Here is a 23,732-nt window from a genome sequence, read left to right as displayed (position 1 = left end):
ATATTGCTTATGGGCGCGCTGTATGCGCTTGAATTGACGCCAGCAAGCTTCCCATTTGGAAGACAACGCTTTGCTTATCTAAACTTAACGCAATGGCGCGCGCGGCAAGCCCGCTTGCGGCCTCCCAAGCGGCGATACCATTGCGCGCCTGCGTAGCATCCAGCTTTCGCGTATACTCCGCTATCAACGACGGCGTACGGCGCAAGAAAGCCTCGTAACGCGGTTGCGCAGCCTTTAACGCCAATTTTTCCGCCAAGCCACTGCGCAGTGCATTGTCGCGGTCACCCGTACGCAAGATGGACGTCATGGCATCCTCAATTTCCTTGAGATCAAGACCCAGAAAATCCAGCGCTTGCCCCGGTGTACCATTGCCCAAACGGATAAGGGCTTGCAGTTCGTCCGCACCCACCTCTGGCGCCGCGCGTTGTAATATGTCGGCCATGTCGGCATCACTCAATGCCTCAAACCGAAGGATCTGGCAGCGCGACCGAATGGTCGGTAGCAACCGGTCACTGGCATGGCTGATGAGAAAGAAAAAAGTGCCAACGGGCGGTTCTTCCAGCGACTTGAGCAATGCGTTGGCCCCGCCTCGCTCTAGGTCGTCAGCGGCATCAATGATAATCGCGCGCCGGTTGCTTAAACCGGGCCGAGTGGTCAGCGATTGCTGAAGCCCACGGATTTGATCGACGGTGATGCTGCGCTTGAACTCGGTGACATCATCAATATCCTCATCCTCCTTCAACGCCTCTTTTGGCAGCCGTTTGACAGATAGGATATCGGGATGCGACCCACGCGCAATCATGCTGGCATAAGCGTTCTCCGGGTCGACCAGCATGGCTGCTGCCCGCAATGCAAAGGCAGATTTGCCGATGCCCCGTGGCCCAGATAATATCCAGCCATGGTGGACCTTATTACTATCGCAAGCGGTCGCGAACTGCCGCCACGCTTTATCATGTCCGACATAATCGTTCATGCAGGCTCCAACAGATCGCTAATTTCGGTCAGCAGCCGCGCGGTTACCGCGTCGGCCGAACCCGACGCATCGACAAGCCGCACGCGCGGTTCACGCTCGGCAAAACTCACAAAGGCCACATCGACGTCCGAATGGAAAATCTCTGTGCGGCCCTGAATGCGATCAGGCTGGTTCTGGTCACGTGCAGCCGCGCGGCTTGCGGCCTCTTTAGTATCGAGCCGGAGCACTAAGGTCCGATCTGGCAACATGCCATGGCTGCCAATCTGGTGCAGCGTCATGATGTCGGCATCGGACAGGCCGGAGCCCGCACCCTGATATGCACGACTGCTATCGATAAAGCGGTCAGAAATGACCCATTTTCCGCTGGCCAACGCCGGCTCGATGAGCCGCTCGACATGGTCGCTGCGTGCGGCGGCGAACAACAATGCCTCGGCGCGCGGCCTCCACCGCTCCGCGCTTCCGCCAAGCACCAACTGCCGGATGGTTTCCGCGCCGTCGGTTCCACCCGGTTCGCGGGTTAAAACAACTTCAAAGCCATATTGTGCGATGATCGCGGCAAGCGCGGCAATCTGGGTTGACTTGCCAACCCCCTCACCGCCTTCAATCGATATAAAACGGCCGCGTATGGTCACAGGCGCACCCATGATGACCGAATTTCTGAATGTTCTGCGCAATCAAGCATATATTATTTAGTTCCGTCATTGCCTATCGCAGTTGGGATGGCTGCGCGACTTCAAACTCCGATAGGCGATTTTAGCCGCTGGGTATAGCAGTCAGCGAGGTCAACACAAAAAGCTAGTTACGCAACTCGTCGGCCAACAGCCCGACCGACAACGCATAGAAATTCGAACAATTATAGTCCAAGATCACGCGGTAATTGCCGCCGAGAAGATAAGCAGTATTGCCCACCCCATCAGGCTCAATCAACGTCGCCATCATATTGTCATTGGGCCAAAATCCTCGCTGCGGCAAAATGCCCAATTGCCGCCATTCGGCGATTGTGCGCCATTGGCTGTGTCGCGCAAAGACGCGAGGGCATCTCGGCGACGTCATCCGCGACCGCATAATGCCCCGATTAAATGACGCAGGCACATTAACTGCAAATCCCCAATCCTCACCACGCCGCCAACCCGCATTGACGAAATAATTGGCGATAGAGGTCATCGCATCGACTTCGCTGCGCCAAATATCAGCATAGCCGTCACCGTCGCCATCCCGCGCGAGGCGCAAATATACAGATGGCAGAAATTGTGGCTTACCCAATGCCCCGGCCCAGCTTCCGGTGATCGCATATTGCGGCACGCCTTTGTCTATCATTTTGAGTGCCGCGATCAACTCGCCCTCAAACAATGCGCGGCGACGTCCTTCATACGCCAAAGAGGCTAAGGCTTCAGGTGCGTTGAAATTACCCATGAAGGATCCATAATTGGTCTCATGTCCGTAAATGGCGATCATAATCTCTTCAGGTACGCCCGTCTCATCCTCAATGCGCTTAAGCAAAGGGCGAAGCTCTGCATATTTGGCGCGGCCTCGGCTAATCCGCGATGCATCGACATGGCGGGCCTTATAAGGGGCAAAATTGGGCACTGGTGCGCTAGAAGCTCCTTCAGGTTGTTGCCGGTCAAGCCGAACCACGCGGTCATTATACCTAATCGACGGCAGCACGCGGTCGAGTGTCGCTTGCGTCACACCTTCCTGCAGCGCGCGTTGCCGCACTTGTGCCAGATAAGACCGGAATCCGACCTCCTGCGCTTCTGTGCCCTGAACAGAGTCTGTGCCAACATCCTGTGCTAGACATTTGGTGCCAAGCACAGAAGCACTGGCGCAAATCAACATCGTCATCACAATTTTACGGTAAAAGCCCACTGGATCCCCTTTTGTTGAATTGGTTCATAATGCCACAACCCATCAGGGCTGTGAATGGCTTTGGTCCCAGCAGGCTAACATTTCATCGTGCACAATGGTGAAAGCGCACGGCATCTATGCTTGCCATAGCAAACTGCACTGGCTAGGGGACGCATCGTAAGTGGACAGGTGGCCGAGTGGTTTAAGGCAACGGTCTTGAAAACCGTCGTGGGTGGAAGCTCACCGTGGGTTCGAATCCCACCCTGTCCGCCACTATATCTTCCAAATAAACAACGCGCTCTTTCGAGACGTGTTAGATGCCGCCAGGCAATATGGAAGCATTTGGCGCTGACCGACAAAACGCGCCTTGCGGCCATTCGTGTCCAAGGGACGTATTAGTCCGGGCGACACAATTTGCCGCCCGGATAAAAAGCTCAGCACACACTGAAAGGCGGCGCCTGTGGTAACAGGCGCGTTCAGCTCAGGCTGCCCCCAATTCTCATTGCCCCTTAAAGCTTGCTTTGCGTTTTCCCACGAAGGCGAGAGCGCCTTCCTTTGCATCAGCGGTGCTTCCTGCAATCCGTTGCCCTTCGGCTTCCGCCAGCAATTGTTCGGCGTACGAGTTTTCCAACGCGGTCAGGATATTTTTACGCATCACTGCATAAGCCACGGTAGGACCGTTGGCGAGCCGGCTAGCCAGCGCGCGGGCTTCTGTTTGTAAGGCTTCATCTTCAACACATTTGTAGATCATACCCCAATCCGCCGCTTTTTCACCGCTGATTTTTTCACCAAGCAACATCATTTCCGTTGCGCGCGCCTTGCCAACCAAGCGAGGGAGCATCCACGATGCGCCGCCGTCGGGAACAAGACCGATATTCACAAATGCCTGAAGAAAATAGCCGGATTTACCCGCGATAACGAAATCACCGCATAGGCCAATGGAGCAGCCTACGCCTGCAGCGGCGCCGTTGATGGCGGTAACGATGGGCATATTCAGACGGGCAAGGTTCATCATCAACGGGTTATAATGCCGGGTCAAAGCGATATAGCTACCCTCCCCTCCCGAAATCGAGCGTTCTCCGCGAGCGGACAAGTCTGCGCCTGAACAAAATCCGCGTCCTGCGCCCGTAATGACAAGGCAGCGGGCATCGCCAAGACCAGTTGAAAGGACGTCATTTATTTCCCCAGCCATATCTAGAGAACACGCATTCATCCGTTCAGGACGGTTGAGGGTGATGGTCGCGATCTTTTCAGATACGTCAACGGATATTGTTTCATAAGCCATGATTACGCGCCCTCCTCCGGCGTTTGTATTATTATCGGTTAATTCAGTCACGCGTTCCGAGCAAGTCCCGTGCGACCACCCAATTGTGAATTTCGCTTGGCCCATCATAAATGCGCATAGTCCGTAACTTGTTGGACAGCAGATAAAGCGGCATTTCGCGTGTCATACCCATCCCGCCGAACATCTGCATCGCATGGTCGACAATGTCATAGGCAGTTTCGGTGCAATAGGATTTGATCATCGAAATCTCTTGCCTGGTGTCGCGCCCTTCATCCATTTTCCACGCACAGTCGTAAGTCATCAACCGCATAGCATGTATCCGCGTAGCGGCATCAGAAACCCAATTCTGCACCGTTTGGCGGGACGACAGCGGTTTACCAAAAGTCACGCGTTGCGGGGCATAGTCGATCATCATATCCAGCGCGCGCTGCGCCATGCCAATTGACCATGACGCCATTTCTATCCGCCTTGTGCCCAAACGGACTTGCATTGGCAAAAACCCCTGTCCGCGCTTGCCAAGTAATTTCCAGCCTGGGACGCGGCAATCGTCGAGCGCGATTTCATAGGTCGCCGTGCCGTCGATCATAGGGATTTTGCGTAGGACATTAAATCCCGGTGTTTCGCGGTCGACGAGAAATGCCGACATGCCATTTCGGCCTTCGGCATTTTTGTCCGTCACGGCCATCAATATGGTGAAATCTGCCTCGTCTGCCTTTGTAATCCATATTTTTCGGCCGTTGATAATCCAGTCATCGCCATCCTGAACTGCGGTAGTCTTCATCAGTTGCGGGTCGGCTCCAGCCCCCGGTTCCGATATACCGATAGCAGAGATCGTCTCGCCGCGCACATAAGGCGCTAGATAATGTTCGCGCTGCTTTTCATCCGCCGCCGCCATCATCATGCGTAAATTGGGGGAATCTGGGGGGATTGTGTAAGGGGTAACGGTCCGGCCAAGTTCTTCGCCAACACCAACCATGGCAACCATCGGCAGGTTCATCCCGCCCACTTCCTCCGGCGCATCCAGACCCCACAGTCCTAAATCCTTTGACACGAGATCAACACGCGCCTGTTCGTCTATGGTCAGATAACTGCCTTTGCCCTCTGTCTCGCGCGCTAGCACAATGCTTTCTAACGGCATAAGCTGGGATTCCACAAATTTACGGGTTAGGTCTTTGAGCATTTTATGCTCTTCAGCGAGTTCGAAATTCATGGCGTATCCTTGCGTTAATAGCTGCGGGGAAGGCCAAGAACATGCTCGGCAAGATAACTTAGGATCAAGTTCGTGCTGATCGGGGCAACGGTGTAAAGACGTGCTTCGCGGAATTTGCGTTCGACATCATATTCTTCGGCAAAGCCAAAGCCGCCGTGGGTTTGGACGCACATATCCGCAGCGGCCCAACTTGCTTCGGACGCCAGCAGCTTGGCCATATTGGCTTCTGCGCCGGGATTACCGCCTGCATCAAACACTTGTGCCGAATGATGCACCATTAACTCCGCCGCGCACATTTGCGCATAGCAACGGGCGATAGGAAATTGGACGCCCTGATTCTGGCCGATCGCGCGGCCAAAAACATTGCGCTCGCTGGCGTAGTCGCTCGCTTTCTTGATAAACCATTTGGCGTCACCAATGCATTCCGCAGCAATCAATATGCGCTCTGCATTCATGCCCGAGAGAATATAGCGGAACCCCTTGCCTTCCTCACCGATCAGTGCAGACGCTGGAATCCGCATATCGTCAAAGAAAACTTCGGTTGTTGAATGATTCATCATCGTACGGATCGGCTTGATGGTCATGCCGTTCCCGACCACTTTGCGCATATCAACCAAGAAAATGGAGAGCCCTTCGGTCTTGCTGGCCACCTCTTCACGCGGGGTCGTGCGTGCCAGCAACATCATCAGGTCAGAATATTCCGCACGACTGGTCCAGATCTTCTGGCCATTGATGACATATTCGTCACCGTCCCGCACAGCGACAGTCCGCAAGGATAGCGTGTCCGTGCCGCTGGTTGGTTCAGAAACACCAAAGGCCTGCAGACGCAGCTCTCCTGTTGCAATACGTGGCAGATATTCCTGCTTCTGTTCTTCGCGGCCATATTTCAACAAGGTGTTCATGATATACATCTGTGCATGGGCCGAAGCACCATTGCAGCCTGCTGCCTGAATTTCTTCCATGATCACGGCTGCGGCATCAAGCTTTAGCCCCGAACCACCATAAGCTTCCGGGATCAGGGCGGCGAGAAACCCTGCTTTGGTCAGAGCATCGACAAATTCGGCAGGATATGCGCGTTCGCTATCTTTTTCCCGCCAATAAGCACCGGGAAATTTCGCGCATAAGGCCTGCACTGCACGGCGGATTTCGCTGATGCCTTCGCTTTCAGTTATCATATTATTTCCTTTGGGCTGTTGCGGCGGTCACTTGCCGTCCGTCGCCAGCAAAAGCCGCCATTTCGATTTCATTACCTGAGCCGCGCATCACGAGATGCAAAGCCTCACCGCAAATGGCAGGCGAAAGGCCCCGGTAGCTAAAATGTGCGAGCGCATTGTCGCCGAATTCCCGCCGCGCCAAATCCAGTAATAATGTCGCGGTCAACGGGCCGTGGACGACAAGGCCACGATACCGCTCCTCATCTTGCGCATAAGGCAAATCATAATGAATCCGGTGGCTGTTGAAGGTTAGCGCGGAGAAACGGAAGAGCATCGGCTCGCTTGGTGTAAGCATCCGGTGGCCGCTCCAACCCTCTAAATCAACGGCTCCTAACGCCGATTTTGGTGGCGATAAATCCGCACCAAACGCGGCCGCCTCACGATATACAATGCTCTGAACCTCGTGAACCGCGATCCCCGCCTCGCCAAAAGTTTCATGCGCCACATCAACAAATACCAACTGGCCAGAACCCCCTGATTTTTCGGTGATGGATATAACGCGCGACGTGCGGGTGACCGCTTCACCCATATGCAAAGGCGCAAAGAAATCCACTTTGCTGGATGCCCACATTCTGCGCGGTAAAGCTATCGGTGGAAGAAAACTGGCTTGGCTGTCATCACGCACGGGATGTCCGTCAGGGCCAAGTTGCGCAGTCGCGGCATCCGGCACGCATAAGCACCAATGGAACCCCTGTGGTACGTTGCCATGGGTAGGTGCTTCACGATCAAATGTCGCAAGCCAACGTGCTGCCAGACCATTGTCGATGCGGTCTGTCCGCAATTCCTCGCGCCCAATCCAGGCGTCCCAAATACTCATGAATTGCGAACTCCCGTCAAACCTTTTGCAATTACCTGCGCCTGAATTTCTGCGGCGCCTTCAAAGATATTCAAAATCCGCGCATCACACAAAACACGGCTAATTTCATATTCAAGCGCATAGCCATTGCCGCCATGAATTTGTAACGCGGCATCGGCATTGCTCCATGCAGCACGGGCTGCCAGCAGCTTCGCCATGCCCGCCTCAATATCGCAGCGTTTGCTAGAATCCTTAGCACGCGCTGCTGCGTAAGTCAGTTCACGGGTCATCACGAAATCAGCTACGCTCATTGCGATTTTGTCGGCTACGCGCGGGAACCCGATGATGGCCTTGCCAAACTGCTTGCGGTTAACGGCATAATCGAGGCCAAGCTCTAACGCGCGTTTTGCAACACCCACGGCGCGCGCTGCGGTCTGGATACGCGCGCCTTCGAATGTGCGCATCAGTTGCTTAAAGCCCTGCCCCTCTTCACCGCCCAGCAAAGCATCATCAGGGGCAATCATAGCATCAAATTGCAGGGTATATTCGCGCATACCGCGGTAACCCAGCACTTCTATTTCGCTACCGGACATGCCTTCAACAGGAAATAGGTCCGCCTTTGTTCCACGCGGCTTTGGCACCAGCAGCATGGACAGCCCCGCATAGCCATTCACATCGGGCGCTGTGCGCACGAGCATAGTCATGAGGTCAGAGCGACTTGCATGGGTAATCCAAGTCTTTGCCCCGTCGATTACCCAATGCCTATTATCCCGCCGCGCCCGCGTCTGTAATGCGCCAAGGTCGGAACCTGTGTCAGGTTCGGTAAACACCGCCGTTGGCAATATTTCACCGCTGGCGATTTTTGGCAGCCAATGGGCCTTTTGCGCGTGTGTGCCACCCATCGCGATCAACTCGCCAGCTATTTCAGACCGAGTACTCAGCGACCCTGCACCAATCCACCCGCGCGACAGCTCTTCTGTCACGACGCACATCACCAGCTTCGATAATCCCAAACCACCATATTCCGTGGGAATACACACCCCGAAAGTGCCAAGATCCGCCATTTCAGATATGGTTTCATCTGGGATTAAGTCATTTGCAAGGTGCCACTTGTGCGCGTTTGGTAAAATCCTGCTATTTGTAAACCGCCGATATTGGTCGCGAATAACGTCCAATTCAGCGTCATAAAGATTCTCGCTTGGCATTTGACCATCAGCCAAGGCCTGTGCCACCGCGGCACGGGTTTCTGCTTGGTTATCATTCAACCAAGAAGTGCAATCATGGGCAAGCAATGCTGCGGTACTGACGATACCAAGATCCACAGGTCTAAAAATCTCGTTCTGCCCCATCGGCAGACCGCCAGTCAGTTGTCCCAAGGTTTCGGCAAAAATCAGAGACGCCACATGCTGGTCAAGCTGCGTTCCACCGTCATTGCTGTCGAGCCATCGGCTAACGGCTTCCAAAGCCGCAACACTGGTGGCCACCCAAGCAAAGCCATGCGCGGCGCGTTGGTCTGTTTCCATAGCACGCTGCGCCAGACGCGCCACGAGTGCCGATTTTGCCGCGTCGCAGTAACGCTCCGCAGCTTGTAGAGCGGCTGCAAAACTCATGCGCGTTCAAATACCGCCGCAATCCCCTGGCCGCCGCCAATGCACATCGTTTCAAGCCCGAAACGGACGTCCCTGCGATGCATTTCGCGGGTCAGGTTCGCCAATATACGCCCCCCGGTTGCACCAATAGGATGACCAAGCGAGATACCCGACCCGTTGACGTTGAGCATATCATGGCGGCTGTCATCATCCGACCAGCCCCAGCCCTTGAGACAGGCAAGTACTTGCGGCGCAAATGCCTCATTCAACTCGACAAGGCCGATGTCGTTCCAACTCAAGCCGTTGCGCGCAAACAGACGTTGCGTTGCAGGAACCGGACCATAGCCCATGCGCGAAGGCTCGCAGCCAGCGGCAGCCCAACTGTGGAAATAGGCTATGGGTTCTAACCCAAGCTCTTCCAACTTGTCTTCGGCGACAACAAGGCAAGCCGCACCTGCGTCATTTTGCTGGCTCGCATTGCCTGCCGTAACCACGCCACCTTCAAGCGGACGTAAGGCAGCCATTGTTTCGAGCGTCGCATCGGCGCGATAGCCTTCATCATGATCAAAGATGATTGGATCGCCTTTCCTTTGCGCGATGCGCACTGGCACCAACTCATCGTCAAACAGGCCATTTGCCCATGCCGCCGCCGCGCGCTGGTGTGAACGCGCAGCATACGCATCACACGCTTCGCGGCTGATATCATGGTCTTTCGCCAAATTTTCAGCGGTCTCAATCATGCCACTTATTACGCCAAATCGTTCGACAGGCTGGCTCATCACCCGCCCACGCGTCAGGCGATCATGCAGCGTCAGATTGCCCGCACGAACGCCTTTGCGAACGTCCGTGGTGTAATGTTCAACATTTGACATGCTTTCGCACCCACCGGCTACGACAATGTCGCTTACCCCCGTTTGAACCATCATTGCGGCATTCACGATGGCTTGCAGGCCGGAACCACAACGACGGTCGACTTGATACCCGGGCACCTCAATGGGCAGCCCCGCCGCAAGCCACGCCCAATGCCCAATGCACGGTGCTTCGCCATTACCATAGCCTTGGGCAAAGACAACGTCGTCGACGCGCGACGGATCAATTTTTGTCCGTTCAATCAGTGCCTTGAGGATGATACCGCCCAAATCACCTGCGTTGAGCGACGACAGCGCACCGCCGAATTTGCCGACGGGCGTGCGAATAGGGGCTACAATAGCGGCACGGCGAAGCGTATTCATGTGGCAATTCCTAATATTCCAGAGTCGATGAGACGGGCGATTTCGCCTGAGGATAGTCCGAGCGACGTGCTCAATATTTCCTCGCTATGCTGCCCATTGCGCGGCGCTGCCTTTGCGTCACCACGCTGCAATTGGGGAATACTGCCAAAGGCACCAGCGGCAGGATAATTGAAACCCGATGGGTTCGCGTCAAAGGCGGAAAACATGGGATTGTTGCCGACCAAGCGTGGATCATGTGCAGCATCCAACATGGTACGATAGGCCGAATGAACAATTCCTGCCGCATCAAGCGTTGAAGCCATTACCGCGTGATCGAGCGAACCAATCGCCCTTTCAAACAACGGATAAAGCGCATCGCGGTGCTGAAAGCGAAGTCCATCGTCTTTGGCGAAGCTAACGCCGCGCTCTGCCTCTATCGCTTCGACTTGAGTTGCCAAACCAAGCGCACCGATTAGATTTGCCCATTGGCGGTGTGTGACAACGACAATCATCGTGCGGATATTGTCTTTGGTGACAAAATCACGTCCAAACAAACCATAGACCGCGTTGCCAAGCCGAGGACGATTGGCCTTGTTATGCAGCACTTCGGCAATACCGCCCAGATTGGCAACCGTGCCAATGGCGACGTCCGACAGGGGAACGCGGACCTCACTGCCCTCCCCGGTTTGTTCGCGCCTGCGAATGGCGGCCAGCATGGCAAATGCAGCATAGGCGCCGCTGATGACATCCCAAGCCGGCAGAACATGGTTGACGGGTTCGGGACCAGGCCCAGTCATCATGGGATAACCAACGGCATTATTCACGGTATAATCAAGGGCTGGTGCACCGTCGGCCCAGCCCATCACCCGGACTGTGACAAGATCAGCGCGTCCTTCCGCTAGTTTTGCGTGCGACAGAAAGCCCTCTGCGGGGAAATTAGTAATAAATTGGCCCGTAGCGCGCACCAATTCTTGCAGTATTTCCCGCCCTTGCGGGCTCGATAAATCAAGTGCTACCGACTTTTTGGCACGGTTTAGATTTTCCCAGTACAATGAGTCATTCGCCTCAGTCACTGGCCAGCGATGATAATCCGGGCCGCCACCAACCTGATCGACACGAATAACCTCTGCGCCGAACTGCGCACAATATAGGCCCGCCGTCGGCGACGCCACAAATGACGACGCCTCGATAATCTTCAAACCGTCTAACAAATCATACATGCATCAGGCTTCCGACATTAGGATTGGGCAGCCCATTCACGCAGCATATGTTTGGCAATTTGAAGCTGCAGAATTTGCGTTGTGCCTTCATAAATCCGGTAAATGCGGGCGTCACGGTAGAAACGTTCCGCATCATATTCTGCGAGATAGCCAGCGCCACCGTAAATTTGAACCACGCGGTCAACAACGCGGCCGCACATTTCGGTAGCAAACACCTTTGCAGCCGCCGCCTTCCGCAGGACATTCTCGCCTGCATCAGCACGGCGGGCAGCGTCCTCAAGCATACATTCAGCGGCATAGATTTCGATGTCACTATCCGCCAGCATTTGCTGAATAAGTTGAAAATTGGCAATTGGCTCACCGAACGCTTTACGTTCATTAGCATAGCGCAATGCGCTGTCCAGTGCGCGGCGGGCATAACCCGTGGCCGCGGCTCCCACTGAAAGCCGTCCATTGTCGAGGCTCTGCATTGCAAAAGCAAAGCCCTTACCTTCTTCGCCGCCCAATATGGCATCAGCGGGTAATTTTACATCTTCCATGATGATATCGGCAATATGGCTTCCCGCCTGCCCCATTTTTTTATCGGACTTACCAACAGCAACGCCAGCGGTGTCCATGGGAACAATAAAGGCCGAAACATGGGCATTTTTGGGAAGTGCTTCTTTGCTGGTACGGGCCATGATAAGCGCGACCTTCGCGAAGGGCGCATTGGTGATGTAGCGCTTTGTCCCGTTCAAGACCCAGCCATTGCCGGACTTTACAGCGATAGTCTGCATAGCGGCGGAATCCGAACCGGATCCAGGCTCGGTCAGGCCAAAAGAGGCCACTTCACCTGCTGCCAATCGCGGCAACCATTCTGATTTCTGTGCGTCAGTACCGCCATTTTTAAACGCTGAACAAACCATTCCAATGTTGATCGACGTGATCGAGCGATAGCATGGCATGGCATAGCTCAATTCACGGATTGTCCGGACATATTGCTGGATATTCATTCCAGAGCCGCCATATTCTTCAGGCATCGTCAGGCCAAAAAGCCCCATTTCCCGCATCTCAGCTATAATTGAGTCTGGGATGATATCTGTTTCGAGGATTTCCTTCTCGGCAGGAATTAAACGCTCGCGAACATAACGCTGAAGCTGCTCGATAAACTGATCAAAAATGTCGTTATCCATGACGTTCCCTTTACCAGCGATACAAAAAACGAATTTCTCTTTTCGCTATTCATGACTGACTTTTAAGCCGTAAATTCAAAATATCCATTCGACAGAACCGTGACATCACCTTCAATACTTGTCGACTGAAATGCTGCTTTTCCATCACTCTCAATCCAAATATCCGTCCGGATTGTCTCGCCCGTTGCAACAGGTCGTGAAAACCGAACGTGCAGTCTGCGCACACGCAATGGGGCATGATCGGCTAACGCCGACATCAACGCGCGGCCAACCACGCCGTAAGTGTCGTCGCCGCTGACAATCCGACGTTCAACCATCGTATATGACGGCCCCACCGAAGTACATAAATGGAGCCTAGCCAAAAAAATCAAACGAGACTGGAAAACGTCGCAGAATTAATTACAGCATCACGGCATGGGCATGGATTGCAAAATGGGATTTGGCGTTAGAGCGCAGACTGGCCTGTGCGATATCGACATATGCCATTGTCCCTTCATCGATCAGCACATAGTTGCACAGGGCGCTGGATTGATTGCGCCCTTTTGTGCGCTTTTAAATTTTTACGGGCCATAATTTGCATATGGAACATAATATTTTGTCCGATAGTTGGTCGCTATCTAAATGGTTGGCAGTCAAAACCAGCCATGCGCGCGATTTGGTGATTGATTGCATTGAATCACATCAGCCCGTGATGAGCGAGACCAATTGTCAAAGGTTACTGCTGGCGCACGTCCATTATCATCAGATGGTCAAACCCGTTTATGATGATCCTAATATCAAGCGGTTGCTTTTTCCCTTTTTCGATATCCGCCAACCGCAGGTATTTGAGCCTAAAGCGCCCCGGCAGATTGTTCCAGATTTACAGTTTTCCGGTCATGGCCGCAGCGTGCCCTTTGGCCTACTTCCAAGGATGGGTTGGTTATATGCGACCCAATTTGTCGATTTCGGATTGACGCAACTCTTAACAGACCCAAAGGCCAATCACCTTAGTGTACGCGTTGATGCTGAAAATCGGAAACGCGAGTGGCAGGCATTTCGACACGATCTTGATGTTTTGCATCTCTCCGAAAACGAAGAAGAAGCCTTAGCAAAAGCAGCCTGTTCCGCCTTGAGCACTTACAGTGGCATTTTTAATAGTGCCTACCGAGAATAATGCCTCAATGCGGTTTTCAACCACTGAGCATGAAAACAAAACTACAATAGTCACCACGCCGACATGGCTTGTTACAGCCATTATTTCTCCGGCGTCAACTTTGCGCCATTCTCAACATTTTCATTAAAGCTCGTCACCACCGAGTCGATCAGCATCTGGATTTCCTCGGCTGCAAACTTTTCGGCTTCGGCTTGGCTTGAACCGTAAGAACGCTCGGACTTCACCAATATCGCCTTATAGGCCGCGCGCTCTGTCGGGCATGCCGCATCGGATGTTTTGATGAACGCGCTTGGAGAGGCTTTTTCTGTGACTGCAACATTGTGAACTTCAATCATGCAGTTGTTATACGCCTTGCGTGCGTTGTCCATGGCATCGCCCTTCATGGCGGCCATGCTGAGCAGTGCGGTTGCGATGATAGTGATCATATTTCAAAATCCCTGATATTCGTTCCCGAATGGTTTTACGACCATTTATGATGATAGTTTACACAATTTATGATGATAGTTTACACAATCATCATGGCGCAATCAATGCGCTATGACAGATTGCCCCCACCCATTCACCGGACGATTTTGCCACCCTTCACAACGGCGTCGACGGATTCCAACTCCCGCACATTAGCCAAGGGATCGCCATCGACGGCGATGATATCGGCAAAGCGGCCAATGGCAATGGCGCCCACATCCTTCTCACGGCCAAGCGCTTGTGCGGCATTGCGGGTTGCGGCCTGAATGGCCTCCATCGGGGTCATGCCATATTCGACCATGACCTTGAACTGCCCACCGACAAGACCGTGCGGCATCACGCCCGCATCGGAGGCAAAGACCATCTTAACGCCAGCTTTGTGCGCTTTACGGAAATTGTCGCGCTGGATCTGTGCAACTTCGCGGTCTTTGCGCAAATTGTCCTCAAGCACGCCATTTTTAGCGCCCTCGGCCTGCGTATAATCTGTGTTGAAGATATCCATCGAGAACCACACAGGACGCACACGCGCGGCGGCAAGCTTAATGCCTTCATCGTCGACAAGGCTTGCATGTTCAATTGTGTCGATGCCCGCTTTGATGGCGGCCTTAATACCGTCTCCGCCATGGGCATGTGCCGCTACGCGTAAGCCCCATTGATGCGCCTCATCGGCGATGACGCGCAATTCACGTTCGGAAAGCTGCTGCTGACCAGGTTCGGTATTGCGCGAGAATACGCCGCCTGTGGCACAGACCTTGATGACTTCAGCGCCATATTTACGTTGGCGCCGGATTTCGTAGCGCAGCTCGTCCTCGCTATCGGCGATACCCTCTTCCTTGGAAACCCCTTCAAGGCTGGGTGGTAGGAATGTCGAGTCGCAATGTCCGCCAGTTGCGCCGATGGAATAGCCAGCTGGCACAATGCGGGGACCAATCGCATAGCCATTTTCAATCGCTTGTTTTAGGCCAATGTCATTGCGGTTTTCCGCCCCGACATTGCGCACGGTGGTAAAACCAGCCTTAAGCATGGCTTGCGCTGCGCCGACGGCGGACATGCCCCAAAAGCTGTCGGTAAATTCAAGGCCGCGATAGCCGCCAATATCAGCTGGGCTATCGAGATGGACATGCATGTCAATGAGGCCGGGCAATATGGTTTTGCCGGACATGTCGATGTGCGTGACGTCGCTGCCCCATTTTACCGTGCGGGCATCGGCGATGCTGGTGATGCGGCCATCCGCGCCGACAAACACAGCAGGAAAATCAACCGTTTTACCGGTCAAAACATCGACCATCTTCTCAGCGGTAATGACCGTCGTTTGTGCTTGTGCAGTCGAGGACAAAATAAAGCCGCCAGAAATCGCCAAGACTCGCAGATTCTTCAGCAAGTTCACACTATATGACATACCCATTTTCCCTACATATTTTTGTTATCCGAACGGATGGCAAAAAATGGCGGTGTAGGACAGCAAAAACGTCGTCATCCCTATATCATGGACGTCATCATTATATAATGGATGTCATCATTATATAATGAACGTCATCCTGAACTTGTTTCAGGATCCATATTGCGACCCAAGCCGACGTTAGAAAGGCACAATAGACCCTGAACCAAGTTCAGGGTGACGGTTGTATTGGTGTATTGGTCCCAACCGCCTTAACTTACATGTGCAACATCTTACCATAGGCGCCGAGCACGCTCTCATGCATCATCTCGCTCAAGGTTGGATGCGGGAAGACGGTGTGCATGAAATCGGCCTCGACCAATTCGGCGGTCTTGCCGATGGTGTAGCCTTGGATCAATTCGGTAACTTCCGCGCCGACCATATGCGCGCCCAGCAATTCGCCGGTCTTGGCATCAAACACGGTTTTGATAAAACCTTCTGCCTCACCCAAAGCTATCGCCTTGCCATTGCCTAAGAAGGGGAAATTGCCGACCTTGACGTCATAGCCTGCTTCTTTTGCCTTGGCTTCGGTCATGCCGACGCTGGCGACTTGCGGGTGGCAATAGGTGCAGCCCGGAATGTTCATTGGATCCATTGCATGGGGATGACCGCCTGCGATGGCTTCAGCCGCAATCACGCCTTCATGGCTTGCCTTATGCGCCAACCATGGCGGTGCAGTGACATCACCAATTGCCCAGATGCCCGGGACATTTGTCCGGCCCATGGGGTCCGTTTTAATGTGAAAGCGCTTGTCAGGCTCTATGCCCAAATCCTCAAGTCCAATATTCTCAACATTGGGAACTATGCCAATGGCAACAATGACATGGCTGAACTCTTCTGTCGTAACGGCACCGTCCTTGGCCTTTATCTCAACGGTTACGTGTGTTTCGGACGGCGTGACCGAACCGACCCCTGCAGACGTGCGAATGTCCATACCCTGCTTTTTCAGCGCTTTTTCCAAAAACGCGCTAACGTCCGCATCTTCGACGGGGACAATGCGGTCCATCATCTCAACGACGGTAACTTTTGCACCCATATCATTGTAAAAACTTGCAAATTCTATACCAATGGCACCCGAGCCAATAACCAGCAACTTTGTCGGCATTTCTGCGGGCACCATGGCATGGCGATAGGTCCAGATGCGTTTTCCGTCGGCCTTCGCTTTAGGTAAATCGCGCGCCCGCGCGCCGGTGGCGATGATGATGTTCTTTGCGGTCAATTCTTCGGTCTTACCGTCTTTGGTAACAGTCAATTTGCCTGGCGCAGTGAGCTTGCCGTCGCCCATATGGACGGTGATCTTGTTCTTCTTCATCAGATGCGTCACGCCCTGATTCAACTGCTTCGCCACACCGCGCGACCGTTTCACCACCGCGTCAATATCCGCACTGATATTGGCCGCCGTCAGGCCATAGTCGCCCGCATGCTGCATATAATGATAGATTTCCGCCGAACGCAGCAACGCCTTGGTCGGGATGCAACCCCAGTTGAGGCAGATGCCGCCAAGATTTTCGCGCTCGACAATCGCAACTTTCAGCCCAAGCTGCGCGGCACGGATGGCGGCAACATAGCCACCGGGACCAGAACCAAGGACGATGAGATCATAGTTAGACATTTTACGCCACCAACCCCAAAGGCTTCTCCACCAGTTCCTTGAAGACTTTCATAAACATCGCGCCGTCTGCGCCGTCGATGGCGCGGTGGTCGAAGGAACCGGTAACGCTCATAACCGTGGCGATGGCCAAAGCGTCATCGACGATATAGGGGCGCTTTTCCCCTGCCCCGACCGCGAGGATCATCGCTTGTGGCGGGTTGATGACAGCGTCGAATTGCTTGATGCCCATCATGCCCATGTTGGAAATGGACGCAGTGCCGCCTTGATATTCATGCGGTTGCAACTTGCCATCCTTGGCCCTGCCCGCAAGTTCGGCGACTTCGGTCGAGATTTTGGACAGTGACTTGTTCGCAGCATCCGTCACAATGGGCGTAATCAATCCAGTCGGCACGGATACCGCAACGCTAATATCGGCACGGGCGTATTGCAGCATATTGTCGCCCGCGAAGCTGACATTGCACTTCGGCACCTGCATGAGCGCAAGGCCGAGCGCCTTGATCAGCATGTCGTTGACGGACAGCTTGATACCGCGCGCCTCCAGCGATGCGTTTAATTCGCCGCGCAGCTTCAATAAGGCGTCAAGACGGACATCTACCGTCAGATAAATATGCGGCACTTGCTGCTTGCTCTCGGTCAGGCGGCGCGCAATGGTCTTGCGCATATTGCTGAGCTTGACGACCTCATGCGGGATGTCGGTGTCAATGGCAGCGGGCTTAGCCATGGGAGCTTCCGCGCGAGGTCCGGCATTCGAAGCGGTGGCCGCAACAGGGCTCCGGCTTTCGCCAGAGAGCGCGTCCACATCTGCCTTCACGATACGGCCATTAGGACCGGTGCCGGCGACTGAGGTCAGATCAAGGCCTTTGTTGTTGGCTATCCGCTTGGCGAGTGGGCTCGCTTTCACGCGGTCATTGTTATCCGATGGCGCAGGGCTCGCTGCGGACGCCTGCGGACGGGGCGCTGTCGCGGTCGGCTCTGCGGCTTGGGCGGTTGAAACAACTTGCTCCGCTTTCACAGGCGGAGCGGGCTGAACAGGCGCTGCCTCATCATCCTCACCTTGAATCATCGCGATAACCGCACCGACCTTTACGCCGTCGGTTCCCTCGGCCACCAATATCTGGGTCACGATACCCTCATCAACCGCTTCAAACTCCATAGTTGCCTTGTCGGTCTCAATTTCCGCCAACAAATCACCAGAAGACACTTTGTCGCCTTCCTTGACCAGCCAACGGGCTAATGTGCCTTCTTCCATCGTGGGTGAAAGGGCAGGCATTTTGAGTTCTATGGGCATTGGGTATTGGCCTTTTGTAGACGTCGTGAAAAGAATCCGAATAGCCAAGCTTTCCCCAGCGTCAAGCGTGATGAGGTTGCCAATCCTTCAAATTTCGCGCAGGCTATTAGGAATTGATACAATGCTGCGGGCGATGCAAGCCCCCGGGGGAATGTATGCGGACATATTTGGTGGTTATCGACGAAACTGAGGAGGCACGGCTTGCGCTGCGGTTTGCATCACGCCGTGCCGCGAAAACCGGCGGCGCGGTGCATATTTTGGCACTGGTAGAACAAGCTGACTTTGTTGCTTGGGGCGGGGTTCAAGCAACCATGGAAGAAGAGGCGCGGGATCGCGCGGAGCAGCTGGTGACCGCAGCCGCCGGTTCGATCTTCGACGAAATGGGGGTTCGTCCCGATATTACCGTTAAGCCCGGCGAGGCTATTGATGTTGTAAAAGTCATGCTGGAGGAACATCCCGGTATCGCCGCACTTGTGCTGGGTGCCGCCGCCCAAGGCGCGCCTGGTCCGTTGATTAGCCACTTTACGGGCGTGAATGCCGGGACCTTACCCTGCCCGGTCATGGTAATTCCAGGATCGCTAAGCGACGCGCAATTGGATGAGTTGAGTTAAGCTATACGGGTTCGTCAACCTGAATTTGTTTCAGGATAACCCTAATTACCTATCGTCACCCTGAACTTGTTTCAGGGTCTTAGTTGCTGTCACATTGAAAAGTAAGATCCTGAAACAAGTTCAGGATGACGATGAGGGAAGCTAAAACAAGTTCAGGATGACGAACATCTATTCTATTAAGACGATGTGAAGCAGGCTTAACGCCTTTTCCCCTGATGCCGGATATTCCCGGGCCTACCGCGCTTTCCCGCATCATATTTGCCCGCCTTGGGCTTGCCCTTATGTTTAAATCGGTCTGGCGCGTAGCTTCCGCCCTCCGGCAATTCAAAGCGCAGTGCGCCTGAAATCGGGTTCGCTTCGGCCAATCGCAGTTCAAGGCACATGCCCGGTCGATATTCCTGCCGTGTTTTTTCGCCAATCAATGTTTGGCTCGCCTCGTCATAATGGAAATAATCCTTGTCCAAGGTTGAGACAGGAACCAAGCCATCGCCGCCAACCCCTTGTACTGTTGCGAAAAATCCAAAATTCTGCACACCAGTAATCCGCGCTTGAACGATTTCTCCGACATGCGCGGACAGATAGGCCGCAATATAACGGTCTGTTGTTTCCCGCTCCGCCTCCATCGCCCGACGTTCGGTGCGGCTGATGGCTTCCGCGGTGGCCGCAAGCTTCATGGTCGCGGCCTCGGTCAAGCCGGTGACAGGCTCAACATCCTTGAGTTTTGGTTTGGGCATCTCAAGCCCATAAGCGCTCACCAACGCGCGGTGCACGATAAGGTCGGCATAGCGCCGGATTGGCGAGGTGAAATGCGCATAGCTTCCCAATGACAAACCAAAATGGCCAACATTGGTCGGCCCATAATAAGCCTGTGTCTGGCTGCGCAAGACGGCTTCCATGATTTGCGGACGCACTTCTTCGTCGATAATTTTTTCCAGTATCGCATTGAACGTTTCGGGCTTAATCACCTGACCAAGCGCAAATTCGATGTCAAAAGTTTTGAGATATTCCTTCAACGCCACCAGCTTTTCGCGGCTTGGCGGTTCATGCGCGCGATAAATCAACGACGACTTCTTGGCCTCAAGCGCCTTGGCCGCGGCGACATTGGCGGCGATCATAAAGTCTTCTACCAAACGATGCGCTTCCAACTGTTCGCGCTCGGCAACACCCGTCACCCGGCCTTGATCGTCAAGCGTAATGCGCTTTTCAGGTAAGTTAAGCTCAAGCGGCCCGCGCTTGTTACGGGCCATAGAAAGCAATCTCCAGCACGCCCAAAGCGGTTTAAGCGCCGTATCCAGCAATGGATTTTCCATCTGCCCATCAATGGCGGCCTGCGCATCTGGATAAGGAATATTGGCCGCAATTCGCGCGATTGCGCGCGTGAAACGCCATGAGGTCACTTGCCCAGTCTTGCCAATGGCAAGATGGCAGGCAATTACAGCGCGATCCTCCCCTGCCCGCAGCGAACATTTATCCGAGGACAATGCGTGCGGCAGCATCGGCACCACGAGGTCTGGAAAATAGACGCTGTTGCCACGCTTCGATGCTTCATGGTCCAATGCGCTACCGGGGCGAACATAATAGCTCACATCCGCAATCGCGACGATCGCGTCAAAACCCCCTGTGTCGGCGTTTGCAGTTGCCCAGATGGCATCATCAAAGTCGCGCGCATCGCGTGGATCGATGGCGATGATGGGCAAATGGCGCAGGTCCTCCCGATGGTCGTCGGTGACCGGCAACTCTCTCACGCGTTCAGCCTCACGCTCGGTGGCTTCGGGCATTTCAAATGGAATACCGAACTTGTGAATGGCAATCAGGCTGAAGCTTTTAGGCGCAAATGGGTCGCCGAGGACTTGGGTCACCCGCGCCGATTTTTTATGCGCATTGCCTGTCAATTCGGCGAGCACCAATTCCCCAGCCTTGGCATTACCAACGTCACCAATTTGCGTATCAAAGCGCGTTTTCTTGTCGACCGACTTTAGCCAGAAACGGCCATTTTCGCCGCCTTCGACTACGCCCAAAATCTGCTCGCTACCCTTGGCCAGCTTCTTCATAATGTGCGCGACATGGCCACTGCCGCGCTCTTCGGTGCGCGCCAATATACGGTCCCCAATGCCTAAGGCGCCGCGCTTGCCTTTGGTTTCTATCACCCGGATTTTGGGCAACGGAATGCCTTCGGCTTCCCAATGCTCCGGTACAGCCACCGCATTATCGCCATCAATCGCCACGATCTTGAGCACAGTAACCTTCGGCAGGCCGCCCATTTTGTGAAAGGCACGGCCCGGGGCCATGTCGATCAGCCCTTCATCCGTCATGTCCTTTAACAAGGCCTTCAGCGCGATTTTCTCATGCCCACGCAAACCAAATTCCCGCGCAATTTCCCGTTTGCCCGCAGGGTCCTTAGACGTCTTGATAAATTCAAGGATCTGATCTCTTGTGGGGAGCCCTTCAAACTGCGCATATTTGGTCATGCTCTAATAAGTCCGCCCGATCAGTATTCGTTCCATCGCCGGATCGCCGGTAAAGAAGCAAGCGCCGTCGGCGGGTGCGGCGTTGATGGGGCTGTTGCGCATGGTGAGTTTCAGCGCCTTAAGTTCGGTAACGATGCTGTCGAGCGCCGCGCCGCTTGGTCGTGACCATTGCACTTCGACCCAGCCAGCAAAGCCCGCTTCATCGCCGGCAAAATGTTGGGCAAGGTCGGTAACGTCGCGGCGAATATTGGCCTCTAGCCGCTTTTTTGCATCAGCATATAAACCATTCTGGATTTCCTCCAGTAAGGCAGGCGCGGACGCCACAAATTCGGCGCGCGGTGTGAATGCGGTCGCAAGCTTGCCGTCGTCCTTATACAGGCGATCGCGGCGGATTACCGCTGCCTTGCCTTCCGCCATATCGCGTGGCCCAACCTCAACGATAATCGGCGCGCCTTTTTTAACCCAGGCCCAGCGCTTGTTTGACGCCTTTGCAGCCTTGGTATCCAGCAACACGCGCAAAGGTTCACCAAAGGCGTTGAGCGCCAACAATTTCAAACGCAAGCTGCGGCAATATGCCAATACCGCTTCGTCTTCGTCATTGTCCCGTAACATCGGAATGATCACAATCTGGTGCGGCGCGATTTGCGGCGGGCAGCGCAGGCCATCATCATCGCCATGGGTCATGATAACGCCGCCAATCATGCGCGTGGACACGCCCCAGCTTGTCGTATGTGCAAATTGCTGATTGCCTTCTTTATCCTGATATTTGATGCCGGATGCTTCAGCAAAGCCAGTGCCCAGATAATGCGACGTGCCAGCCTGCAACGCTTTGCCGTCCTGCATCATCGCTTCAATGCTGTAGGTTGCAACCGCGCCGGGAAAACGCTCATTCTCCGGCTTTTCGCCAGCAACCACGGGCATGGCCAATGGACCTTCGGCAAAGGCGCGGTACATTTCCAGTGCGCGCATCGTTTCCTGCATCGCATCTGCGCGGTCGGCATGGGCGGTATGCCCTTCCTGCCACAAAAATTCGCTGGTGCGCAGGAACATACGTGTCCGCATTTCCCAACGCACAACATTGGCCCATTGGTTGACCATCAACGGCAAATCACGCCAGCTTTGCACCCAACGGCTCATCGCGGCGCCAATCACCGTTTCCGAGGTTGGACGAACGACAAGCGGTTCCTCTAGCTTCGATCCGGGATCTGGGATCAGCTTGCCATTGCCATCGCTGACAAGGCGGTGATGCGTAACAACCGCCATTTCTTTGGCAAAGCCTTCGACATGGTCAGCCTCTTTTTCAAAGAAGGATAAGGGTATGAACAATGGGAAATAGCAGTTTTCAACGCCAGCAGCCTTAATCTCTGCGTCCATAAGCTTCTGAATGCGTTCCCACATGCCATAGCCCCATGGGCGGATGACCATGCATCCCCGCACACCGGATTCCTCGGCCAAATCGGCCTCTGAAATGACTTCCTGATACCAGCCAGCGAAATTCTGCGCGCGGGCGACGCTTAAAGCATGTTTAATCAATGTCTTACCTGTATTTTAAAGGAAAATTATGAGGTGCGGTCAGCAGCCATATTGTCAATCTGCGCTTGTAGCGCCGCAATTTGTTGCTTGAGCTCGGCAACGCTTTCATCGCGCTCCGGCTTTTTACCCGTGAGGTTACCCAAATTCGGCATCAATGCTTCGCGTGCAGAGCGCATGAATTCGATATTCTGCTTTGCCAAATGACCAAAAGGACCCGAGGTGATCGCCGTTTCAATCACTTCTTGTACTTGCCTTTGGTTCTTGCGGAAATTGTCCATCGACGTTTCCAAAAATTGCGGCACCATGCCCTGCATCGAATCCCCATACATTGCGATCAATTGCTTCAGAAAGCCAACTGGCAACATTTGCTGCCCGTTATTTTCCTCATCCATAATGATCTGCGTAAGGACACCATGGGTGATATCCTCATTGGATTTGGCGTCGACAACCTTGAAATCAATATCCTTGCGTGTGAGTTCGGCAAGGAAATCGAGGGTAATATATTTCGACGACTGCGTGTTATACAGCCTGCGATTGGCATATTTTTTTATGATGATTGGGCCATCACCATATTTGTTGGCGTTACGTGCCATATTTGGTCCTTCCGGAAAAGCTGCCGCTTGATAGCATCAAGCTATAGTGCACTGCA

21 protein-coding genes and 1 tRNA gene are annotated in these 23,732 nt (G+C 54.0%); 3 read left to right on the top strand and 19 right to left on the bottom strand.

Translation table 11 applies throughout. The annotated features are described in order from the left end of the window. Positions 1-7 precede the first annotated feature (7 nt). The 3 genes from ACILP3_RS01655 to ACILP3_RS01645 form a co-directional block, all read right to left on the bottom strand. Positions 8-973: a DNA polymerase III subunit delta' gene (locus tag ACILP3_RS01655; RefSeq protein WP_395614934.1), complete on the bottom strand. Its 966-nt coding sequence runs from the start codon at positions 971-973 to the stop codon at positions 8-10. Continuing rightward, positions 970-1,617, bottom strand: coding sequence for a dTMP kinase (gene tmk, locus ACILP3_RS01650; protein ID WP_395614933.1), 648 nt, complete (start codon positions 1,615-1,617; stop codon positions 970-972). Before tmk ends, ACILP3_RS01655 begins: the two co-directional genes overlap by 4 nt. A 151-nt stretch (positions 1,618-1,768) precedes the next feature. After that, positions 1,769-2,809 carry a lytic transglycosylase domain-containing protein gene (locus ACILP3_RS01645; protein ID WP_395614979.1) on the bottom strand — a complete coding sequence of 347 codons (1,041 nt, stop codon included), beginning with the start codon at positions 2,807-2,809 and terminating at the stop codon, positions 1,769-1,771. Positions 2,810-3,001: 192 nt separating this feature from the next. On the opposite strand from ACILP3_RS01645, the gene ACILP3_RS01640 reads away from it, so the two are divergent. Next, positions 3,002-3,091: transfer RNA gene (locus ACILP3_RS01640), tRNA-Ser, on the top strand. A gap of 226 nt (positions 3,092-3,317) precedes the next feature. On the opposite strand, the gene ACILP3_RS01635 is transcribed toward ACILP3_RS01640, so the two are convergent. From ACILP3_RS01635 to ACILP3_RS01595, 9 genes are all read right to left on the bottom strand, one after another. Next, positions 3,318-4,103, bottom strand: a complete 786-nt coding sequence (locus ACILP3_RS01635) for an enoyl-CoA hydratase-related protein (RefSeq protein ID WP_395614932.1) — start codon at positions 4,101-4,103, stop codon at positions 3,318-3,320. A gap of 43 nt (positions 4,104-4,146) precedes the next feature. Next, the gene (locus tag ACILP3_RS01630; protein WP_295490919.1) at positions 4,147-5,313 is read right to left on the bottom strand and encodes an acyl-CoA dehydrogenase family protein; all 1,167 of its coding nucleotides are present in this window, start codon (positions 5,311-5,313) and stop codon (positions 4,147-4,149) included. Between the two features lie 14 nt (positions 5,314-5,327). After that, a complete protein-coding gene (locus tag ACILP3_RS01625; RefSeq protein ID WP_395614931.1) occupies positions 5,328-6,488 on the bottom strand; it encodes an acyl-CoA dehydrogenase family protein in 1,161 nt (386 codons plus the stop codon). Between the two features lies 1 nt (position 6,489). Next, positions 6,490-7,344, bottom strand: coding sequence for a MaoC family dehydratase N-terminal domain-containing protein (locus ACILP3_RS01620; protein WP_395614930.1), 855 nt, complete (start codon positions 7,342-7,344; stop codon positions 6,490-6,492). Further along, positions 7,341-8,933, bottom strand: coding sequence for an acyl-CoA dehydrogenase family protein (locus tag ACILP3_RS01615; protein WP_395614929.1), 1,593 nt, complete (start codon positions 8,931-8,933; stop codon positions 7,341-7,343). Before ACILP3_RS01615 ends, ACILP3_RS01620 begins: the two co-directional genes overlap by 4 nt. Further along, positions 8,930-10,144, bottom strand: coding sequence for an acetyl-CoA C-acetyltransferase (locus ACILP3_RS01610; RefSeq protein ID WP_395614928.1), 1,215 nt, complete (start codon positions 10,142-10,144; stop codon positions 8,930-8,932). The genes ACILP3_RS01615 and ACILP3_RS01610 overlap by 4 nt, the downstream gene beginning before the upstream one ends. Continuing rightward, positions 10,141-11,343, bottom strand: a complete 1,203-nt coding sequence (locus tag ACILP3_RS01605) for a CoA transferase (protein ID WP_395614927.1) — start codon at positions 11,341-11,343, stop codon at positions 10,141-10,143. Before ACILP3_RS01605 ends, ACILP3_RS01610 begins: the two co-directional genes overlap by 4 nt. 17 nt (positions 11,344-11,360) lie before the next feature. Continuing rightward, positions 11,361-12,515: an acyl-CoA dehydrogenase family protein gene (locus ACILP3_RS01600; protein ID WP_395614926.1), complete on the bottom strand. Its 1,155-nt coding sequence runs from the start codon at positions 12,513-12,515 to the stop codon at positions 11,361-11,363. 62 nt (positions 12,516-12,577) lie between these two features. Then, a complete protein-coding gene (locus tag ACILP3_RS01595) occupies positions 12,578-12,832 on the bottom strand; it encodes a MaoC/PaaZ C-terminal domain-containing protein (RefSeq protein ID WP_395614925.1) in 255 nt (84 codons plus the stop codon). Between the two features lie 263 nt (positions 12,833-13,095). On the opposite strand from ACILP3_RS01595, the gene ACILP3_RS01590 reads away from it, so the two are divergent. After that, entirely contained in the window at positions 13,096-13,668 is a 573-nt protein-coding gene (locus tag ACILP3_RS01590; RefSeq protein ID WP_395614924.1) for a hypothetical protein, read from the top strand. Between the two features lie 80 nt (positions 13,669-13,748). Here the strand turns inward: ACILP3_RS01590 and ACILP3_RS01585 are convergent, their stop codons facing one another. From ACILP3_RS01585 to ACILP3_RS01570, 4 genes are all read right to left on the bottom strand, one after another. After that, positions 13,749-14,093 (bottom strand): hypothetical protein, encoded by a 345-nt coding sequence (locus ACILP3_RS01585; RefSeq protein ID WP_395614923.1) that lies wholly within the window; start codon positions 14,091-14,093, stop codon positions 13,749-13,751. A 134-nt stretch (positions 14,094-14,227) separates the two neighbouring features. After that, positions 14,228-15,532 carry an amidohydrolase family protein gene (locus tag ACILP3_RS01580; protein ID WP_395614922.1) on the bottom strand — a complete coding sequence of 435 codons (1,305 nt, stop codon included), beginning with the start codon at positions 15,530-15,532 and terminating at the stop codon, positions 14,228-14,230. Positions 15,533-15,788: 256 nt separating this feature from the next. After that, positions 15,789-17,183 carry a dihydrolipoyl dehydrogenase gene (gene lpdA, locus ACILP3_RS01575; RefSeq protein WP_395614921.1) on the bottom strand — a complete coding sequence of 465 codons (1,395 nt, stop codon included), beginning with the start codon at positions 17,181-17,183 and terminating at the stop codon, positions 15,789-15,791. 1 nt (position 17,184) lies between these two features. Continuing rightward, complete coding sequence (locus tag ACILP3_RS01570; protein ID WP_395614920.1) at positions 17,185-18,471, bottom strand: pyruvate dehydrogenase complex dihydrolipoamide acetyltransferase; 1,287 nt, start codon at positions 18,469-18,471, stop codon at positions 17,185-17,187. Between the two features lie 155 nt (positions 18,472-18,626). On the opposite strand from ACILP3_RS01570, the gene ACILP3_RS01565 reads away from it, so the two are divergent. Further along, the gene (locus ACILP3_RS01565) at positions 18,627-19,082 is read left to right on the top strand and encodes a universal stress protein (RefSeq protein ID WP_395614919.1); all 456 of its coding nucleotides are present in this window, start codon (positions 18,627-18,629) and stop codon (positions 19,080-19,082) included. A 197-nt stretch (positions 19,083-19,279) separates the two neighbouring features. Here ACILP3_RS01565 and rnr read toward each other — a convergent pair whose 3' ends face one another. From rnr to phaR, 3 genes are read right to left on the bottom strand one after another with little or no spacing between them, the layout of a single operon-like run. After that, positions 19,280-21,550: a ribonuclease R gene (gene rnr / locus ACILP3_RS01560; RefSeq protein WP_395614918.1), complete on the bottom strand. Its 2,271-nt coding sequence runs from the start codon at positions 21,548-21,550 to the stop codon at positions 19,280-19,282. A gap of 3 nt (positions 21,551-21,553) precedes the next feature. After that, complete coding sequence (gene proS / locus ACILP3_RS01555) at positions 21,554-23,083, bottom strand: proline--tRNA ligase (RefSeq protein WP_395614917.1); 1,530 nt, start codon at positions 23,081-23,083, stop codon at positions 21,554-21,556. A gap of 26 nt (positions 23,084-23,109) precedes the next feature. Then, the gene (gene phaR, locus ACILP3_RS01550) at positions 23,110-23,676 is read right to left on the bottom strand and encodes a polyhydroxyalkanoate synthesis repressor PhaR (protein ID WP_395614916.1); all 567 of its coding nucleotides are present in this window, start codon (positions 23,674-23,676) and stop codon (positions 23,110-23,112) included. Between the last annotated feature and the right edge of the window lie 56 nt (positions 23,677-23,732).

The organism is Sphingorhabdus sp., from assembly GCF_044239665.1.
In the GTDB taxonomy this organism is placed as follows: Bacteria; Pseudomonadota; Alphaproteobacteria; order Sphingomonadales; family Sphingomonadaceae; genus Sphingorhabdus_B.
Note: the sequence above shows the minus strand (reverse complement) of the source record. Positions and strands in the feature narration are given on the sequence as shown.

What these genes read in the sequence shown, in the direction of transcription:
- tmk (WP_395614933.1), bottom strand. Translation starts at nt 1,617, where the DNA reads ATGGGTGCGCCTGTGACCATACGCGGCCGTTTTATATCGATTGAAGGC.
- ACILP3_RS01600 (WP_395614926.1), bottom strand. Translation starts at nt 12,515, where the DNA reads ATGGATAACGACATTTTTGATCAGTTTATCGAGCAGCTTCAGCGTTAT.
- ACILP3_RS01590 (WP_395614924.1), top strand. Translation starts at nt 13,096, where the DNA reads ATGGAACATAATATTTTGTCCGATAGTTGGTCGCTATCTAAATGGTTG.
- ACILP3_RS01655 (WP_395614934.1), bottom strand. Translation starts at nt 973, where the DNA reads ATGAACGATTATGTCGGACATGATAAAGCGTGGCGGCAGTTCGCGACC.
- ACILP3_RS01595 (WP_395614925.1), bottom strand. Translation starts at nt 12,832, where the DNA reads ATGGTTGAACGTCGGATTGTCAGCGGCGACGACACTTACGGCGTGGTT.
- phaR (WP_395614916.1), bottom strand. Translation starts at nt 23,676, where the DNA reads ATGGCACGTAACGCCAACAAATATGGTGATGGCCCAATCATCATAAAA.
- ACILP3_RS01615 (WP_395614929.1), bottom strand. Translation starts at nt 8,933, where the DNA reads ATGAGTTTTGCAGCCGCTCTACAAGCTGCGGAGCGTTACTGCGACGCG.
- ACILP3_RS01605 (WP_395614927.1), bottom strand. Translation starts at nt 11,343, where the DNA reads ATGTATGATTTGTTAGACGGTTTGAAGATTATCGAGGCGTCGTCATTT.
- ACILP3_RS01635 (WP_395614932.1), bottom strand. Translation starts at nt 4,103, where the DNA reads ATGGCTTATGAAACAATATCCGTTGACGTATCTGAAAAGATCGCGACC.
- ACILP3_RS01645 (WP_395614979.1), bottom strand. Translation starts at nt 2,809, where the DNA reads ATGTTGATTTGCGCCAGTGCTTCTGTGCTTGGCACCAAATGTCTAGCA.
- ACILP3_RS01630 (WP_295490919.1), bottom strand. Translation starts at nt 5,313, where the DNA reads ATGAATTTCGAACTCGCTGAAGAGCATAAAATGCTCAAAGACCTAACC.
- ACILP3_RS01620 (WP_395614930.1), bottom strand. Translation starts at nt 7,344, where the DNA reads ATGAGTATTTGGGACGCCTGGATTGGGCGCGAGGAATTGCGGACAGAC.
- ACILP3_RS01625 (WP_395614931.1), bottom strand. Translation starts at nt 6,488, where the DNA reads ATGATAACTGAAAGCGAAGGCATCAGCGAAATCCGCCGTGCAGTGCAG.
- rnr (WP_395614918.1), bottom strand. Translation starts at nt 21,550, where the DNA reads ATGACCAAATATGCGCAGTTTGAAGGGCTCCCCACAAGAGATCAGATC.
- ACILP3_RS01570 (WP_395614920.1), bottom strand. Translation starts at nt 18,471, where the DNA reads ATGCCCATAGAACTCAAAATGCCTGCCCTTTCACCCACGATGGAAGAA.
- ACILP3_RS01580 (WP_395614922.1), bottom strand. Translation starts at nt 15,532, where the DNA reads ATGTCATATAGTGTGAACTTGCTGAAGAATCTGCGAGTCTTGGCGATT.
- ACILP3_RS01610 (WP_395614928.1), bottom strand. Translation starts at nt 10,144, where the DNA reads ATGAATACGCTTCGCCGTGCCGCTATTGTAGCCCCTATTCGCACGCCC.
- ACILP3_RS01585 (WP_395614923.1), bottom strand. Translation starts at nt 14,093, where the DNA reads ATGATCACTATCATCGCAACCGCACTGCTCAGCATGGCCGCCATGAAG.
- ACILP3_RS01565 (WP_395614919.1), top strand. Translation starts at nt 18,627, where the DNA reads ATGCGGACATATTTGGTGGTTATCGACGAAACTGAGGAGGCACGGCTT.
- lpdA (WP_395614921.1), bottom strand. Translation starts at nt 17,183, where the DNA reads ATGTCTAACTATGATCTCATCGTCCTTGGTTCTGGTCCCGGTGGCTAT.